This is a genomic window from Paludibaculum fermentans, assembly GCF_051172195.1.
Taxonomy (GTDB): Bacteria; Acidobacteriota; Terriglobia; order Bryobacterales; family Bryobacteraceae; genus Paludibaculum; species Paludibaculum fermentans_A.
On record NZ_JBPJAQ010000002.1, the window covers coordinates 1,764,845 to 1,782,759 of the forward strand.

The following is a 17,915-nucleotide window of genomic DNA, read 5'->3' on the forward strand; positions in this document are numbered from 1 at the left end:
GGCGGCCGAGTATTGCAATGGAGCACCGCATTCCAGGGCCGATGAGAGAAGCAGCCGGCAGGGTAAGTACCCGCCGTCGCGCGCTAGCCGTTTTGCTGGGCGGAAGCGCCTTGCCTGCGGCGTGGTCAGCGACGGAGCAGGTGCCGCCATTGCGGCTGGCGGTCTCGGAGAGCCTGGTGATGGACGTGAATACCAATGACGCGAGTGCGGCGATGTCCATCTGGGTGAAGCGAATTGCCCAGGAGATGAACATAGCCGTGGACTATAACACCAAGGCTTTCGACACCTCCCAGGAGATCCTGAACCGGGCGCGCAAGGGATTGTTCGATGCCGTCGCCCTGAATGTCCTTGAATACCGGCAGGTAGCGGAGACGTTGGATTCCAGTCAGGTTGTCGCTGAGGGAAGCGCTGCCGGACCGGAACAGTACCTCATTCTGGTGAAGAACAGCGGCAGCATCCACAAGCCGGCGGATTTGAAGGGCAGCCGGCTGATGATGCTCAAGAATCCGAGGATGTGTGTTGCTCCGGCGTGGCTCACCACAGTTCTGGATGGAGCGTATTCCGGCCCCGGGGATAAGTACTTCGCATCGGTCCTCACGGACAGCAAAGTCGGACGAGTTGTTTTGCCCGTGTTCTTTGGCCAGGCAGACGCCTGCATAACGACGAAGCGGGGGTTCGACTCCATGTGCGAATTGAATCCTCAAGTCGCGAAGGAGTTGAAGGCGATTGCTACCTCCCCCGGCATGATTGTCAACGCGTATTTCTTCCGGAAGAACTATCAGACGGTGTACCGCGAGCGGTTCGTCAAGGCGCTCTCCGGCTTGCGCTCCACCGCAGCGGGGCGCCAGCTAGCCATGCTGTTTCAATTCGACGAGTTGACTCTGCGAGATGCGAGCTGTTTCTCGAGCGCACTCAGCGTCCTGGAGGCAGCCGACAGGATTCGAGGTCGCCGCGGTCCTGCGGGCCGCAAGGATATTTAGGCATGAGACTCGATCCGACAGAGAAGATCCTGAGGACCCTCGCGGTGGAGACACATCGAGAGAAGGCGACGCGCCGCAGCGTCCTGGCACTTGCCCTCGGCGGAGTTCCGCTTCTGCCTGGCGCGCTGCTCGCATTTGATGAGAGTGTCCCTGTTCGGCTTGCCCTTTCGGAAAGCATCGTAGGTGACGTCAATCTCAATGATGCGCGGGCCGCCATGAAGGTGTGGGTTGCCCTGATGACGAAGGACCTGAACGTTCAGATCGATCCGAAGCTGTTCTCGACCACCCAGGAAATTCAAGACCGGATGCGCAAGGGTGACCTGGATGCGGCTGCATTGAACGTCCTGGAGTACCGGCAGATTGCCGAGTTGTTGGATTCCAGCCAGATTGTGGCGGCGGGCGGCGCGGCGGGACTGGAGCAATACCTGATTCTGGTGAAACAGAATAGCGGGATCCGGCAGCTGAGTGATCTGCAGGGCAAACGCTTCTGTCTGTTGAAATCGCCCAGGATGTGCCTGGCCTCGGACTGGCTGTTAACCATATTGGATGCGGCGCATCAGGGTCCTGCCGGGCAGTTCTTTTCCTCCATCACGGTGGATACCAAATTCTCGCGGGTGGTACTACCCGTATTCTTCGGGCAGGCCGAAGCCTGTCTGACCTCGAAGCGTGGGTTCGAGACGATGTGCGAGTTGAACCCGCAGGTGGCCAGGGAGCTGACAGCGATCGCAAGTTCGCCGTTGATGGTGTTGAGTTTCTACATTTTCCGTAGGCACTACCAGGAGCAGAACCGGCGACGGCTCATCAAGGTAATTTCCGGCCTGCGCAACTCAACTGCCGGGCAGCAATTGGCCACGCTCTTCCAATTCGAGGAGTTGATGGTGAAGGATGCGGGCTGTCTCACGACTGCTCTTGCCATTCTGGACGCGGCCGACCGGGTGAGGGGCCATAGGCTCCCGGCGAGGAAAGGGTAAGCCATGACCGTGCGCCTGGCTTCATTGCTCTTCCTCGTGCTTGCCATTCATGACGTCCCGCTGCGGGCGTGCGGTGATGACTCGCCGGGGGTGCCGGGTTTGACTCGCTCATACCTGCGTGTCGCGGCGAGCGAGTTGGTTTTCGCCAACGTGAACCAGGCGGACGCGATTGCCTCAATGAAAGTCTGGTCGGACCAGCTAGGGAAGCTGCGAGGCTTTCAGTTGGACGCCAAGGTGGGGATTGCCCAATCGATCTCGCAGATGCGGCAGAGCCTGAAGGAACGGGCGGTCGATCTACTGGTTCTGGACACATCCGATTATTTGACACTTGCCGACATGAACCTGCTGGACACTGTTTTTGCCGGAACAAACCGGGGTCAGCCGGCGGCCTATTCCTACTTGTTGCTGATGAATGATGCCCCCGGGGCGAGTCCGCTAGGCAGCCTCCGAGAGAAGAAGATCGTGATTTCTTCCAGGACGAAATCGAACCTTGGTCTCATGTGGCTGGAGACGCTGCTGGGTGAGAACAGGCTGGGGCGGGCATCCGCCTACTTCAGCAGTCTCGAGATCAATTACCGCGCTTCGCAGTGTGTCATGCCCCTGTTCTTTCGCCGGGTTGATGGTTGCGTGGTGGATTCAGCGAACTGGGAAGCGATGAAGGAGCTGAATCCGCAGTTGGGCCGGCTGCGGGTTGTGGCCCAGTCTGAGCCATTCCTGGAAGGCGTCGTGGCGATGCCGCTGCAGCCGCATCCATACCAGGCGGAATTGCTGGCCTCCCTGCTGAGCATGCACAAGACGCCGGCTGGTGAACAACTTGGCATCGTCTTCAGGATTGGCCCGCTTGTCCGTGCCAACAAGGCGCAGTTCGATTCGGTCCGCATGCTGCGCACAAAATATCGCCACATCGTGGAATCCTCCAGCCCTGCAATGGGGCAGCGGCCCGTGCGCCTGGAAGATGCGGCAGCGAAGGGACGGCCATAGATGCAGCAGGGCCGCCCGGAACAGCTTCGTCACCCCGTGCAAGCGACGCCGGTGGGATTCTTCCTTGCGTTGGTGTGCGTGTCAGTGCTGGCCATCGCGCAGCCTGCGGGTCAGGTAAACGGGGAGGGCGCCGGCGGCCGTGCATTGCGTCGTACGCGAGTGAATGTGGTCACGAGCGACAGGATGTTGTACGGCGTTAATCAGAACGACGTTCGTTCGGCTCTGAAGGTCTGGTTCGAGACGGTAGCGCGCCAGCGCGGGTTCCTGCTGGATTGCAAAGTAGACATTGTCGAAAGCTCCGCCGACCTGAAGGCTCGCTTGCTGGAGAAGTCCGTTGATGTGGTTATCCCGGGTATTGCGGAGTATTTGGATCTGGAGAGCAGTCACCTGATGGTGCCGATTCTCACGCTGGCGTTGAACTCCGGTAGTGCGTCCTACTCCTACGTTCTACTGGTGAATCCTGCCAGCAAGGTGACCTCGCTGGCCGAGTTGCGCGGAAAGAGCATTCTGGTCTCTTCGCGGGGCGGATCAAACACGGCCCTTGCGTGGACGGATGTTGCCCTGAGCCGGGAGAAACTGGGGCGGGCCGGGACTTTTTTCAGTTCGATCCGATTGGCGCCCAAGGCGCAGGCCTGCATCCTACCTTTGTTTTTCGGCACGGTGGATGCATGTGTGGTCGACGAGGTGAATCTGAATCTGGCCAAGGAGATGAATCCTCAACTATCGCGGTTGAAAGTGCTGATGCGTTCCCGGCCGTTGGTGGAGAGCGTGATTGCCACGCCCGTTGAGCCCCACCCGTATCGGGCGGAACTGGTGGACGCGATTCTCTCGCTGCACGAAGATGTGCGCCATCGCCAGTTGCTGATGGTCTTCAAGACCGATCGGATTGTACGGCTCCAGGCGGGCGATCTCGATCCAGTCAGGGAGCTGTGGCGGGAGTATTCCCATTTGCCGGGTGCCGCGCAGAATCGTGTACCTTCCATGCTCCCAATCGCGGAGTACGGCAATTTGGACAGAGGGAAGGGGAGGAATTAAGGCAATGCATATGCCGAAGGGCATCACTCTCCGCATCACCTTGCTGGGTTGGCTGGTGACGCTTGTCACGCTGGCCGTCTTCGTCATGGTGATCGTGCCGGAACAGAAGCGCGAGTTCGAGTTGGGCCTGGAATCGAAAGCGCGGGGCGTCGCGGTGTCGATACGAGGCGTAGCTGCTGGTGCGGCAGTATCAGAGGACTACTCCTCTGTTGTCGATCAGGCGATGCAGGTGCTCTCCGGCGATACAGCGATCGACTATGTGGTGGTGACCAAGAATGACGGGTTCTCAATTGTAGTGGACCGGTCAACCTGGAAGATCGATAAGTTGAATGAAACATGGCGTCCGGCGGCACGAACTCCTACCAGTTCGATCGGAATCGTGCCTCTGTTTGGCCGGCGCGTATTCCAGTATGCTTTTCCGTTCGACTACAGCGGCATTCAATGGGGTTGGATCCATGTCGGGTTGTCTTTGGAGGCGTACGACCAGAGTGTGCGGCGCACCTATACCCGCACGGCCGGGTTGGCCATCCTGTGCGGCTGCCTGAGTCTTCTGATTTCGCTGGTGTATGCCGCGCGCCTGGTGCGTCCGATCCAGATTCTGCATTCCGCGGTGGAGCAGGTGGCGCAGGGCGATTTGCGGGCTCGAGCCGATGTTCGCAGCCGGGATGAGATCCAGAGGCTGGCGGAAGCATTTAATGACATGGCCCGCACGATCCTGGCAAGAAACCAGATTCTGGATAGCGTCAGTTTTGCGGCCAAGGAGTTCCTGTCGGACGGTGATGGAGACACGATTATCGGTAAAGTGCTGGAGAGGGTGGGGCAGGCGGCCGGGACCAACCGGGCGTGTGTTCTCAAGATCTCCAGTTTGGAAGAGGGGATCCAGGTCGCCCTGCAAAGGGAGTGGGTTGCTCCCGGAGAAGATGCCAACTTGAAGGGTTGGGCCTGTTTCAACTGGTCGGGCGAGCCGGCCAGCGGCTGGATTGAATCGCTCCAGGCGGGCAACATCGTAACGGTGATCCCCGCCGGCGCTGCGGAATTGCTGAGTGAGGACATCGAGGCGCGCATCTGTTCGGCCATCCTGGTCCCGGTAATTGTCACCGGCCAGTGGTGGGGTGTAGTTTGCATCGACGACTTCTCCCAACCGCGCGAATGGGGCGAGGCTGAAAAGGATAGTCTGCGCGCGGTGGCTGACATGCTGGGCGCGTCCATTGCCCGGCACAGGGTCAGAACGGCATTGATTGACGCCAAGCAAACCCTGGAACAGAGGGTGATTGAGCGGACGAAGGAACTGCAGGAGCAGATCGCTGCCAAAGACCGGGCGCACTCCGAACTGGCCGCGGCGCAACAGAGACTGATTGAACTGTCACGTGAAGCAGGCATGGCCGAGATTGCGACGGGTGTGCTCCACAATGTCGGCAACGTCCTGAACAGTGTGAATGTGTCGACCTCGCTGGTGGCAGGCAAGATTCGCGAGTCGCGGGTAGACAATCTGGTTTCGCTAGTCGGGATGCTGGAACAGCATTCAAGCGATGTTTCGGGTTTCCTGACCAACGATCCCAAGGGACAGCGGGTGCTGCCCTATCTGGTTAAGCTCGGGGGACACTTCAAGTCGGAGCGGGATGGCATCCTGCAGGAACTCGAAATGCTGAGTTCCCACGTAGGTCATATCAAGCAGATTGTGGCCACGCAGCAGAGCTACGCCAAAGTATCGGGTTTGGTGGAGAACATCAAGATACCCGAGATGATGGACGATGCGATTCGCATCCTGGATCCGGGCTTCGCCCGGCATGGGATTACCGTTGTGCGCGACTTCGAGACGCTGCCTGAGATTGCGGTGGTGAAGCACAAGATCCTGCAGATACTGCTCAACCTTCTACGGAATGCGAAGCAGGCGCTGAAGGAGGTGGATGGCACCACGGAGAAGACGATTCGAGTGTGTGTGCGGCGCAAGGGGGAGCGGCGCATGAGCCTGAGTGTGCAGGATAACGGCGTCGGCCTGCCGGCCGAGAATCTCACTCGTATCTTTGGACATGGATTCACGACCAAGGCCAATGGCCATGGCTTTGGTCTGCACTCGTGCGCACTGGCGGCCAGCGAAATGGGCGGCTCCTTGAGAGCCGAGAGTGATGGACCCGGCAAGGGTGCGACCTTCACGCTCGAACTTCCGATGAAACTTGCCGAGGACATGAAGGGGGTCGTGACATGACAACACCAAGTCTCCTGGAACCGAACCACAGAATTCTGGTTATCGACGACAACAAGGCAATTCACGATGATCTGAAGAAGATCCTGCTGGGAGAGATTGCGGCGCAGGAGAATCTGCAAGAGGATGAGAGCATTCTCTTTGGCGCAGATCCTATGCCGCTGACGCGGTTTGAGATCGACTCAGCCTTTCAAGGGCAGCAGGGGCTGAAAAAGCTGGAACAGTCGCTGGTGGAAGGGCGTCCTTATGCGTTGGCGTTCGTGGATGTGCGGATGCCGCCCGGGTGGGATGGCGTCGAGACGATCACTCATCTATGGCATGCATATCCAAGCCTGCAGGTGGTCGTTTGCACGGCCTACTCGGACTACTCGTGGAACGAAATACAACGCCACCTGGGGCAGTCTGAGAACCTGCTGATCCTGAAGAAACCGTTCGACAACATTGAAGTCATCCAATTGGCGCACGCGCTGACCCGCAAATGGCTGGTGAGCCGCCAGGCGCAAGCCCGACTGGAAGACCTGGATCTGATGGTGGCCCGGCGTACGGCCGAACTGCGCGACGCGAACGAACGGATCAAGAGCCAGTTGGCGGAGAAGGCGGCCGCGGAACTGGCGTTCCGCACGGTATTCGAATCCAGCCCGATCGGGATCACCCTGTCTGCGCTGGACGGCTCCTTCGTCGACGTAAACCGGGCAATGGAAGAGCTGATCGGACTCGAGAAGGCGAAGATCATTGGCCGGCGCATGGTGGATCTGGAGTGGGTCCACGATCCGGCCGATTTTGCCAAGATTCAGGAAATGCTGAGTGAGGGACGGAGCATCGACTCGCACGAATTGACTTATCGCAGTTCGGTGTTGGGCAATCGCACGGGATTGTTGTGGGCGCGGCGGGTGGTCATAGCTGGTGTCGGGTACTCGCTCTGTTTTGTGCTGGATATCAGCGACCGTAAACGGATGGAAGTAGAACTGGTGCGGGCGCGCCAAGGCGCCGATGCGGCTGCGAAGGCGAAGAGCGAGTTCCTGGCCAACATGAGCCACGAGATCAGAACTCCGCTCAATGGAATCCTGGGGCTTAGCTTTCTTCTGGAAGAGGAGCCGAACGCCGATGACTTGCGCCCGATGATGGGTTTGATTCGGACCTCGGGGGAAGTTCTGCGGCGCGTGCTCGACGACGTCCTAGATTTCAGCAAGATTGAGTCCGGAAGGCTGGAACTTGAAGAAGAGCCGTTCGACATTCGAGGCTGCCTGGAATGGAGTTTTGAACTGTTCCGAAAGGGCGCCGAGGAGAAGAACCTCGAGTACTCGCTGCGCCTGGACGAGAGTCTCCCGGCCATTGTGCTGGGCGATGCGACGAGGTTACGCCAAGTTACCGCGAACCTGATGAGCAATGCGGTGAAGTTCACTCAACAGGGCTCCATTCGCATGGAGGCTCATCTGGACGGGCCGGGCCCGATGGAAGGTCGGCAGTTTATCCGGATCTCGGTAAAAGACACCGGGATTGGGATTGCCGAGGATCGAGTCGATCGCCTGTTTCAGTCATTCAGCCAGGTGGATGCTTCCACCAGCCGGTGTTATGGCGGAACGGGCCTGGGGCTGGCCATCTCGAAGAGTCTCGTGGAGATGATGGGTGGTGAGATCCACGTTGACAGCCGCTTGGGCGAGGGCACAGATTTCGAGTTCACAATCTCCGCGGGCATCGCCGCCGCGGCCAGGAAACCTGTGGAACTGGCGGAGAGCGGCCACCTGAAGGCGCTGAAGATCCTTGTGGCGGAAGACAACATGGTGAACCAGATGGTCATTCTGCGGATGCTGCAGAAGCTGGGGTGCCAGGCGGATTTCGCCAGTGACGGGCGGGCGGCGGTGAGCCGGGTGGAGACGAACGCGTACGATATCGTGTTGATGGATGTCCACATGCCGGCCGTGGATGGGCTGGAGGCGACGAGAAGAATCAGGCGGATGCCTTCCTCCCAATCGTGTGTGCCAGTTGTGGCGCTAACCGCGGCGGCCACGACTGAGGACAGGACGGCTTGCCTGGCAGCCGGAATGAACGACTATTTGAGCAAGCCGATTGAATTCGAAGAGCTGCGCCGCGCGCTCCACTTGTGGGGACAGTGCCAGACGCCGGACATGAACAACGACCTCATCCGGTCGGCGAGTGAGCGAGTGACGACTGCCCGGCTGGAGAATATCAGCGGCGCGCAGGAGCAGCATGCGGAGGTGTCTGACTTGGAGCCGGTGGGCCAGGAACAGGAGAGCGGCCCCAATCTGGCTGCCTAAGCTGATGCGCTCCGGCTCCTCCGCCGGTTAAAAACAGCGAGGGCCCGATTCCTGTTGGGGAATCGGGCCCTCCGTTTCGATATTCGACCGGAACTGCGGTCAGGCCTTTTTCTGGCCCTGCTTCGCGACTGCGTCCATGGCGGCCTTCACCTTCTCGGGGTCGCCGAGGTAGTAAGACTTGATGGGCTTCAAATCGGCATCCAGCTCATAAACCAACGGCATGGCGGTCGGAATGTTGAGTTCCAGGATGTCGGCTTCGCTCACGTTGTCGAGGTACTTCACCAGGGCCCGGAGGCTGTTGCCGTGCGCGCCGATGACCACGCGTTTGCCGCTCTTGACGGCAGGCGCGATGGATTCGTGCCACAGGGGCAGAAACCGGGCGACGGTGTCCTTCAGGCATTCGGTGAGCGGCAGGTCCGACGCGGCGACATCCGTATAGCGGCGGTCGCGGCCGGGGAACCGTTCATCATCGGCTGTCAGGGCGGGTGGCGGTACGTCATAGCTGCGGCGCCAGATCTTGACCTGGGCTTCGCCGTACTTGTCGGCCGTCTCCGACTTGTTGAGGCCTTGCAGGCCGCCGTAGTGGCGTTCATTCAGCCGCCACGAACGTTCCACCGGGATCCAGAGCTGGTCCATCTGGTCCAGCACGGTATTCAGCGTCTTGATAGCGCGCTTGAGCACCGAGGTGTAGGCCAGATCGAACAGGAAGCCTTCTCTGGCCAGTACCTGGCCTGCTTCCACTGCCTCCTGAACGCCCTTCTCACTGAGATCGACGTCCGTCCAGCCGGTGAAGCGGTTCTCCTTATTCCACGTGCTTTCGCCGTGGCGGATGAGGACGAGTTTATACATGCGGGATCCTTACTGGTTGAACGCTTTGCGGCCAGCGTAGCGGGCGGTGGCGCCTAGCTCCTGCTCAATCCGGAGCAACTGGTTGTACTTCGCCATACGGTCGGTACGACTGGCGGAACCGGTCTTGATCTGGCCGCAGCCGGTGGCGACGGCGAGGTCGGCGATGAACGAGTCTTCGGTTTCGCCCGAGCGATGCGAGGTCATGCAGGTGTAATGAGCCTTGAATGCCATTTCCATCGCATCCAGGGTCTCGCTGAGCGTGCCGATCTGGTTCACCTTGATCAGGATCGAATTGGCGGTGCCGGTGGCGATGCCCTTGGCCAGGATCTCGGGGTTCGTGACGAACAGATCATCACCCACCAACTGGATCTTGGAGCCGAGTTGGTCCGTGATCTTCTTCCAGCCGTCCCAATCGAACTCGGCCATGCCGTCTTCGATGGAGAGGATCGGGTACTGGGCAACCCAATTGGCCCAGAAGGCGATCATTTCGTCGCTGGACAGTTCGCGCTTGTCGCTCTTCTTGAAGACGTACTTCTGCTTCTCGCGGTCGTAGAACTCGCTGGATGCGGGGTCGAGGGAGATGGAAATCTGCTCGCCTGGTTTATAGCCGGCCTTCTCGATCGCCTCGAGGATTACTTCCACCGCTTCATCATTCGACTTCAGGTTCGGAGCAAAACCGCCCTCGTCACCGACCGCCGTGGAGTAGCCGCGCTTCTTGAGCACGCCCTTGAGGGTGTGGAACACTTCCGCGCCCATGCGAATGGCATTCGAGAAGGTGTCGGCGCCGTGGGGGCTGATCATGAACTCCTGGAAGTCGACGCTGTTGTCAGCGTGCGCGCCGCCATTGATGATGTTCATGTTCGGCACGGGGAGCGTGCGGGCGTTCACGCCGCCGAGGTAGCGATAGAGCGGCAGTCCATAGGCGTCGGCGGCGGCGCGGGCAGCGGCCATCGAGACAGCCAGAATGGCGTTGGCGCCCAGGCGGCTCTTGTTCGGGGTGCCATCCACCTCGATCATCTTGGCGTCGAGGTCCTGCTGGCGGCCGGCGTCCATGCCGAGCACGGCGGGCAGAATCTCTTCGCCGATGTTGTGAACGGCGTTCAGCGTACCCTTGCCCAGGTACCGCGACTTGTCGCCGTCGCGCAGTTCGCAGGCTTCGTTCTCGCCCGTGGAAGCGCCCGAGGGGACGGCCGCGCGGCCCATGCTGCCGCTGGAAAGGTAAACGTCTGCTTCAACGGTGGGATTGCCGCGGGAATCCAGAATCTCACGTGCGACGATATCTACGATTTCGGTCATATGGATGTCTTCTCTCAAGGGATTGGAATCAGAGGGCTGACTCCCTTATTTTCGCACATCTCGGGCGGCAGACAGCCTTCCTTCTGAGCCTTGAGCGGCGGTCACCGGTCTGTAACGGGAACCACGGCAACGTCAGGATTCAGAGGGTGGTTGCGGCCAGCAGGCGCTGGCAAAGGGTATCGAGCGCCTCTTTGGGTGAACGGCAGAGGCCACTGTGTATGGGAGAGACCTGGATGATCGTGCTGCGGGGTGCGGCTAGCCAGTAAAAGCGTTCGCTTTGTGTCAGTTGGGCGATGGGACCGGCGTCCGGGTCGCCTGCGGCGATGCGCTGGAACGCTTCCAGGCGGCACCGGAGATCACCGAGGTCGGCCTCCGGCCACAAGGCCTTTACCCGTGGTTCGTCCAAACCAAGGCTAACCGAGAGGAACCGCAGTTGCCGGCAGTACACAATGACGCCGGCGTTGATGAACTCCTCGCGTTCGACTCGGGGCACGAGGCGCAGGACTGCATAGTCAAACGAGCTCTGATCGGGCACGCCGGGCCTCCTCCGTAAAGCTCGCGGATGCAGCCAGCCGTTCGGTAAGGAACCGCTGGTAGCCGGCTCGGCGGCCGGATGCATCTCCATCTCCCGGATTCGGGGCAAGCCACGCCTCCGGCACCTGGTCCAGAATTCTCGCGAATACAGATTCGTCCAGTTTCGACAATGCTTCCGCCTCGGCCTGCTGGAGATTCGAGGCCCAGCGGAGCAGCAGGTGTTTCTTCACGGCGGGGAACGCCGATTGCGCCATCTGGTCGAGGCTCTGCCAGTTGTGATGGAAGTACAGGGCCGCGCCATGATCGATGAAGTAGAGCGCTTTGTGCCACACAAGCAGATTGGGGTTGCTGGCAGTTCTGTCGATATTGGTGACGAAGGCGTCAAACCACACGGCCATGGAGGCGAGGTCCGCCGGCGCCTTGTCTCGTGCGGCGGGATCGAACATGGTGGAACCAGGCAGGTAGTCCAGGGCGAGATTCAGGCCCACGCTGGCTTGCAGCAGTTGCCGGATCTCATAATCGGGGTCGTTGCGGGTGAGGCCTGCGTCGACCTCAATAAAGACCAATTCCGGCACGTTCAAACCCAGGGCCCGTCCGATCTCTCCGGCAATGAGTTCCGCAACCAGGGCAAGCGGTCCCTGGCCGGCGCCGCGGAACTTCACCACATACAGGCCGAGATCGTCTGCTTCCACGATCGCCGGCAGAGAGCCGCCTTCACGCAATGGTGTGACATAGCGGGTTGCCTGCACTGTTCGCAACATGAATTCAAAGTGTATCGGCTGACAGGCCGGCGGCGCATCCTAACCCAGGGCTTTGGACATGCCACGAGCGCCGAGGTCCATCTGTTGGCGTGCCTTGTCGCGCCAGATGGGCAGGCTCTTCGACAAGCCCTGCTGCTCGATGAAAGCGTAGTCCAGGATCGGCCGATGAGGCTTCGAAGAGGGGCGGCGGATGCGCATCTCCTCATGTAGCAGGGCGTCTGCGACATGAATGGCAGCCAAAACGCTAAGTCCTGGGATCTCCACCTTGGCGGGGTTATGGTGATTCGCGACCGCCTCCACCACGGAGTAGGGCAGGCCCCATAAGCCGAGGAGATACCCGCCGATCTCGGCGTGAGTCACACCCAACACCTGCATCTCGGCTTCCAGCGAACTCAATTCCGGCTTCAGCGCCAGCATCTGAAGCTTCTTATAGGAGTCGGGCATTTCGGTGGCGACTACCAGCTTGCCGATGTCGTGGAGCAGGCCGGAAATGAAGGCGTCTTCCTTATCCCGTTTGTCTGTCAGCAGGTTTGACGCGAGCGCCCCCACAAGGCAGGCGTGCGTCTGCAGTGCCTCCAGGGTGATGGCCGGCATTGATTTGCTCTTTGGCCGATGGAACACCTCGACGGTGAGCACAATCTGGCGGATCGTGTTGTAACCCAGGTAAGTGACGGCGTCCTGCACTTCGGTGATTTTGTGGGTGAAGCCGAAAAAGGCGGAATTGACGAGCTGCAGCGTTTTCGCACACATCGCCATATCCTGTTTCAGGATGGAAGCGACCGTGATCGGGCTTGCGAACTCGTTATTCAGGGCAACCATCAGCTGCGAGTAGATGACCGGCGGGGAAGGCAGATTCTCGATGCGGCCCACGGTCTGCTCGAGCGCCTCGTTGTGGAGCAGCGATTGCAGATTACAGGCGCGGTCCACCACGTTTTCAATGACACCGGCTTCGCAGGGCTTGCTGAGGAACTGATGCGCGACGTGGATGGCCCTGAGGGCCGCTTCCAGCTCAGCGTGGCCGGAGAGGACGATGCGGACCACGCGAGGGTGCTCTTCCTGGGCTCGTTTCAGAAGTGTAACGCCGTCCATCTCCGGCATGCGCATGTCGGTGACGAGAACATCCACATCGCCTTGTGCCAGCCGCTCCAGGGCTTCCCTGCCGCTCTGGACAAACACCATGTCCCACTTGCTGCGCTGGCGGTGCAGCCTCGTCCGGAGGCCTTCCAGAACATTCAGCTCATCATCCACGAAGAGGACCGTTTTCTTACTCATCTGACCGTCTCACTTTACTCCGAATGCTTGCCGTCAATAGGCAGGAGCACCGTAAACGTAGTGCCCAGCCCGTGCTTGGATTGGAATGTCAAAGTTCCGCCATGCTTGTCCACTACGACGGACCGGGCAATGGCCAACCCCTGGCCGGTGCCCTTTCCTACCGGTTTGGTGGTGAAGAAGGGATCGAAAATCCGATCCCGGATCTCGTCTGGAATGCCGCCGCCGGTGTCCTCGAAGTCGATTCTGACGTTCGGCCCCTGTCTAGATGTAGTGATGCCTATGGCGCCGCGCAGGCCGGTGCCGCCCAGGTGGCCGGCAATCGCATGGGCCGCGTTCACAATCAGGTTGAGGAAGACCTGGTTCAGCTCTGAGACATGACAGATCACGTTGGGGATGTCACCGAAATGCGATTCAATGTCGGCCACGTACTTGTACTCGTTGTGGGCGATGGTGAGTGTGCTCTGGATGGCGTGATTCAGGTCGGCTGGCCCCTTCTCCCGCTGATCAGGGTGGGCAAATTCCTTCATGGCACGAACGATTCGCGCGACGCGTTCCACTCCGTCCAGGCAGCGGCTGAATGAGGACGGGATCTCGTTCAACAACCAATCGAGATCCATCTCCTCTTCCAATCGTTTGGTCTCCAGCGAGAGAGCCTCGTACTCGCTGGTGGCATGAGGCGTGATCAGAAGCTTCCGATAGTTGGGCAGCAACTGGACGAAGCTGTCGAACGCTTCTTTGAGGAATTGGACGCTATCGCCCACGTACTGAATGGGCGTGTTGATTTCGTGGGCGACGCCGGCGGCCAACTGGCCGACTGCTTCCAATTTCCGGGAATGGCCGAGTTCCGTTTCCAGGCGCTTGCGATCGCGGAGATCCATGAAGGTCTCCAGTCGCACAATCTCGTTGTCGAACTCCACGGTGTGGGCACTCTTGAGCACCGGCAGAAGCGCACCGTCGCTGCGCGACATTGTTGTTTCGGCGCTGAAGACCGCATCGTTGCCATCGCAGAAGGGGCAATTGGAATCGGTGAACTGGCAGAGCACCTGGTTGCACGGCTGACCGACGATAATCTCCAACTCGGGGGCGCCGATCATACTCAATGCTGCCTGATTGGCCCAACGAATCTTCTTGTCGAGGCTGACGATGGCAATCCCAACGGGTACATTTTCAAGGATCTTGGTCAGCCGGTTCTCGCTCTCACGCAGCCGGGCTTCGGCCATCCGCTGATTCTGGTCGAACTCCACCCTGGCCGTGATGTCTTCAATCATCACCAGGCCATAGATGGGATCGCCTTGTTCGTCGCGAATCAGGGAAACCGTTGTGTTGGCCCAAATCACTGATCCGGCTTTGGTTACATACCGCTTCTGCAACTGGTAGTGCGGCATTTCGCCGCGGAGCAACCCGTTCGCCTGCTTCAGGGTGACGTCGATGTCTTCCGGTGCGGTTAGTTCGATGACGGAGAGGTCCTGCATCTCGGCTTCGCTGTAACCCAGCATGCGCACCAGGGCCGCGTTGGCGCGATTCACCCGGAAGTCCGGATTAATCAGTGCAATACCGAGAGGCCCCTCTTCGAACAGGCGCCGGAATCGCTCTTCGCTTTCGCGCAGTGTTCTTTCCACTTGTCTGCGGTGGCTGATATCCCTGACGATGCCAAGCGCCCACCATTTGTCATCCACAGGGGTAGCCGTGAGCGAGAGTTCAATCGGGAACTCCTCGCCGGAATGCCGCAACGCCACCAAATCCAGAGTGACTCCGACGGCGGCGCCCTGGCCAGTCTTCTGGAAGTTGGAGAACGCTGAGCGATGGGCGTCGAGAAAACGGCTTGGCGCCAGCAAGGAGTGCATGTTGCGGCCGATCACTTCTGAGGTTTCGTAGCCGAACATGCCTATAGCCGCCTCGTTCCAGTGAACCACGCGGCCTTCATCGTCCAGCAGGATAATGGCGTCCTTGGCGGCCCTACTGATGAGGCTCAGCCGGTCCTGCGTGCGGCTTTGTTTGCGAATCGCCTCATGCAGCCGGATCTGTGCGCGGACTCGGAACCGCACCTCATCCAGGTCGAAGGGCTTCTTGATGTAGTCCGAAGCGCCCGCTTCCGCACCAGCCTCGACGTCCTCTTCAGTGACCATTCCAGTGAGAATGATGATTGGAATCTGCGCGGTTCGCGGATCGGACCTGAAATGGCGGCACAATTCGATGCCAGTCATGCCCGGCATGACAACATCTAAAAGAATGACGCACGGCAGTTCGCGGGCTGTAATCTGGAGCGCTTCCGCCGCACCATGTGCAGCCCTGACATCATAGCCGTCCCTCGCCAGGCGATCCGCCAGGAGTTGACGGATCTGCTGGTCGTCGTCAACGACGAGAACGATATGGCGGGCAGTGCACGATTCCCGATCGTTCATGGTTCGGCTCCAAAGCGCGACGGACTACTCGTCACCAACCAATTTCAGACATGGACGCCTTAACCATAACGCAATCGGGCAGTATCGTGTCACACACTAAGGTGCGGTTCCAGCGCGCCTAAAGGTTTCCCCTTAATTCCTGCTCCCTTTCAATCGCTTCGAACAGGGCTTTGAAGTTGCCTTTCCCAAAGCTGCGGCTGCCTTTGCGCTGAATGATCTCGTAGAACAGGGTAGGGCGGTCGAGCACGGGTTTCGTGAAGATCTGAAGCAGGTAGCCCTCTTCATCGCGGTCCACCAAAATACCCAGGCGAGCCAACTCGTCCAGTGGTTCGTCAATTGAGCCCACGCGGGACTTCAATTGCTCGTAGTAGGAAGCCGGCACATGCAGGAATTCCACGCCCTGCGCCTTCATGCGGCTCACAGTCTCTACAATATTGCCTGTTGTCATGGCAATATGCTGGACGCCGGCGCCTTCGTAGGCTTCGAGATACTCCTCAATCTGGGATTTCCGCTTGCCCGGGGCCGGCTCGTTGATGGGGAATTTGATGCGGCCATTGCCGTTGGCCATGACCTTCGACATGAGCGCGGTGTACTCGGTGCTGATATCCCGATCGTCGAAGCTCTGGAATAGGGAGAATCCGAGGGTGCTCTGATAGTGCGAAACCCAGCGGGTCATTTCGCCCAGGGGTACATTGCTGACGATGTGGTCCACTTGGCGCAGACCAACTGGTCTTGCCGCTTCATCTTCCTGCGGGACCGGGACAAATCCCGGGCGGAAGACGCCCTTGTAGCCATGGCGGCTGATGAAAGAATGGATTGTGTCACCGTAGGTTTTGATGCCTGCCATACGGACGATGCCGTTCTCGTCCTCCAGGACGGAAGGCTCGTAAGCGGATTCAGAACCACGCTCGACCGCACCGCGCCAGGCTCCGGCGGCGTCTTCCACGAGAAACGCCACGTCGCGTACGCCGTCGCCGTGACGCCGGATATGGTCGTACATCGGATTGTCGCTGCTGAGCGGCGTAGAGAGGACGAAACGAATGCGGTCCTGCTCCAATACATAGCTGGCTGCTTCGCGAGTGCCCGTCTCCGGACCGCGGTAGGCCGTGATGCGAAACCCAAAGGCGGCGCGATAGTAGTAAGCCGCCTGTTTGGCGTTGGCCACCAGGAAGTGAATATGATCGATCCCGCTCAGCGGGAAGAGGTCGGACTCGGACATGATTTCTCCTCCATAACGGCCAGGCGCATGTTTTCCACGCACCGTTCATTCGCATCCATGGCCCCTGTCGAAATCCGCAGGCAGGCGGGCAGGCCGAAGGCATGGAGCGGTCTTACGATGGTGCCCCGGCTCAACAATTTCGTGGCAATGCGGTCAGCTTGGTCCGGCGAAGACATGGGCAGCATCACAAAATTCGCCTGGCTCTGGACGGTAGCTAACCCAAGTTCCTGAAAGGCCTGCATGAACAACCGCAGGCCCCGGGCGTTCAATTCCAGTGAACGGTGCAAAAACTCACGATCCTCGAGCGCTGCGATGCCGGCTGCCTCGGCGACTGTGCTGGGCTCGAATGGCAGCTTTACTTTGAGCAGATTGGCGATGAGATTCTCGTGGGCAAAGCCGTAGCCGATGCGGACGCCGGCGAGACCGTAGATCTTCGAGAAGGTCCGCAGCGTGATGACGTTGTCATACCGGTAATGCATCGAATCCGGGTACTTCGGATGGTCCTTGGCGTACTCAAAGTAAGCTTCATCGAGAATAATCAGGACGCGCTCGGGGACGTGGCTGTAGAACTCGTCAAATTCGTGTCGGGTGAAGATCGTGCCTGTCGGATTGTTGGGGTTCGCCAGGTAAACAATCTTGGTCTTCTCGGTGATGGCGGCTGCGAGCTTGGGCAGGTCGTACCGCCAGTCCTGGTATGGCACCGTCCGGTAAGCGATACCCCGTGACTGGGCCAGGACGCGGAAGCCGATGAAGGCGTTTTCGGTGGTCAGTACTTCGTCGTCATCCAGCAGAAAGGTGCGAATAATATTCGCCATAATGCCTTCGCTGCCACTGCCCGCGATGACGTTCTCCACTTTGACTTCATACAGTTCGGCCATCCGCTGGCGGAGCGCCGCCCCTCCGCTCGGATAGAAGTGAAGTCCGGCCAGGGTCCGTTGCATCGCTTCCACCGCCAGGGGCGATGGGCCTAGCGGGTTTTCATTGGACGCAAGTTTGTCGACGTGCTCGAGGTGGTAACGAAGCCGCGCCGCCTCCGGGCTCATGCCCGCCACATAGGGGCGGAGGGCTTCGATATACGGCGGGACTAGAGGCATTCGGTCGTCACCTATTATAGACACCGTGCCGGGCTCGTCGAG

At 59.6% G+C, this 17,915-nt stretch carries 14 protein-coding genes; 6 read left to right on the forward strand and 8 right to left on the reverse strand.

Annotation, left to right across the window (positions count from 1 at the left end; all coding sequences use genetic code 11):
- Nucleotides 1-110: 110 nt before the first annotated feature.
- Genes ACR9Y2_RS33620 through ACR9Y2_RS33645 form a run of 6 tightly spaced genes read left to right on the forward strand, consistent with a single transcriptional unit; the run spans nt 111 to nt 8,446 of the window.
- On the forward strand, nt 111-980 hold the full coding sequence (locus tag ACR9Y2_RS33620; RefSeq protein ID WP_435046259.1) for a PhnD/SsuA/transferrin family substrate-binding protein: 870 nt from the start codon (nt 111-113) through the stop codon (nt 978-980).
- 2 nt (nt 981-982) lie between these two features.
- Nucleotides 983-1,951: a phosphate/phosphite/phosphonate ABC transporter substrate-binding protein gene (locus tag ACR9Y2_RS33625; RefSeq protein WP_435046260.1), complete on the forward strand. Its 969-nt coding sequence runs from the start codon at nt 983-985 to the stop codon at nt 1,949-1,951.
- A 3-nt stretch (nt 1,952-1,954) separates the two neighbouring features.
- Complete coding sequence (locus tag ACR9Y2_RS33630) at nt 1,955-2,932, forward strand: phosphate/phosphite/phosphonate ABC transporter substrate-binding protein (protein ID WP_435046261.1); 978 nt, start codon at nt 1,955-1,957, stop codon at nt 2,930-2,932.
- Nucleotides 2,933-3,967 (forward strand): phosphate/phosphite/phosphonate ABC transporter substrate-binding protein, encoded by a 1,035-nt coding sequence (locus ACR9Y2_RS33635; protein ID WP_435046262.1) that lies wholly within the window; start codon nt 2,933-2,935, stop codon nt 3,965-3,967. It abuts the gene before it with no gap.
- 4 nt (nt 3,968-3,971) lie between these two features.
- Nucleotides 3,972-6,173 carry a sensor histidine kinase gene (locus tag ACR9Y2_RS33640; protein WP_435046263.1) on the forward strand — a complete coding sequence of 734 codons (2,202 nt, stop codon included), beginning with the start codon at nt 3,972-3,974 and terminating at the stop codon, nt 6,171-6,173.
- Nucleotides 6,170-8,446 (forward strand): response regulator, encoded by a 2,277-nt coding sequence (locus tag ACR9Y2_RS33645; protein ID WP_435046264.1) that lies wholly within the window; start codon nt 6,170-6,172, stop codon nt 8,444-8,446. Before ACR9Y2_RS33640 ends, ACR9Y2_RS33645 begins: the two co-directional genes overlap by 4 nt.
- Nucleotides 8,447-8,545: 99 nt before the next feature.
- Here the strand turns inward: ACR9Y2_RS33645 and gpmA are convergent, their stop codons facing one another.
- The 8 genes from gpmA to hisC form a co-directional block, all read right to left on the reverse strand.
- Nucleotides 8,546-9,295 (reverse strand): 2,3-diphosphoglycerate-dependent phosphoglycerate mutase, encoded by a 750-nt coding sequence (gpmA, locus tag ACR9Y2_RS33650; RefSeq protein WP_435046265.1) that lies wholly within the window; start codon nt 9,293-9,295, stop codon nt 8,546-8,548.
- Between the two features lie 9 nt (nt 9,296-9,304).
- Nucleotides 9,305-10,591, reverse strand: a complete 1,287-nt coding sequence (gene eno, locus ACR9Y2_RS33655) for a phosphopyruvate hydratase (RefSeq protein ID WP_435046266.1) — start codon at nt 10,589-10,591, stop codon at nt 9,305-9,307.
- A 139-nt stretch (nt 10,592-10,730) separates the two neighbouring features.
- Nucleotides 10,731-11,126, reverse strand: a complete 396-nt coding sequence (locus ACR9Y2_RS33660; protein ID WP_435046267.1) for a DUF3037 domain-containing protein — start codon at nt 11,124-11,126, stop codon at nt 10,731-10,733.
- On the reverse strand, nt 11,104-11,886 hold the full coding sequence (locus ACR9Y2_RS33665; RefSeq protein ID WP_435046268.1) for a HipA family kinase: 783 nt from the start codon (nt 11,884-11,886) through the stop codon (nt 11,104-11,106). The genes ACR9Y2_RS33660 and ACR9Y2_RS33665 overlap by 23 nt, the downstream gene beginning before the upstream one ends.
- Before the next feature lie 39 nt (nt 11,887-11,925).
- Nucleotides 11,926-13,158: an HDOD domain-containing protein gene (locus ACR9Y2_RS33670; RefSeq protein WP_435046269.1), complete on the reverse strand. Its 1,233-nt coding sequence runs from the start codon at nt 13,156-13,158 to the stop codon at nt 11,926-11,928.
- A gap of 14 nt (nt 13,159-13,172) precedes the next feature.
- Nucleotides 13,173-15,560, reverse strand: coding sequence for a hybrid sensor histidine kinase/response regulator (locus tag ACR9Y2_RS33675; RefSeq protein WP_435046270.1), 2,388 nt, complete (start codon nt 15,558-15,560; stop codon nt 13,173-13,175).
- A gap of 118 nt (nt 15,561-15,678) precedes the next feature.
- On the reverse strand, nt 15,679-16,779 hold the full coding sequence (gene hppD / locus ACR9Y2_RS33680) for a 4-hydroxyphenylpyruvate dioxygenase (protein ID WP_435046271.1): 1,101 nt from the start codon (nt 16,777-16,779) through the stop codon (nt 15,679-15,681).
- Nucleotides 16,752-17,873, reverse strand: a complete 1,122-nt coding sequence (hisC, locus tag ACR9Y2_RS33685) for a histidinol-phosphate transaminase (RefSeq protein WP_435046272.1) — start codon at nt 17,871-17,873, stop codon at nt 16,752-16,754. Before hisC ends, hppD begins: the two co-directional genes overlap by 28 nt.
- Between the last annotated feature and the right edge of the window lie 42 nt (nt 17,874-17,915).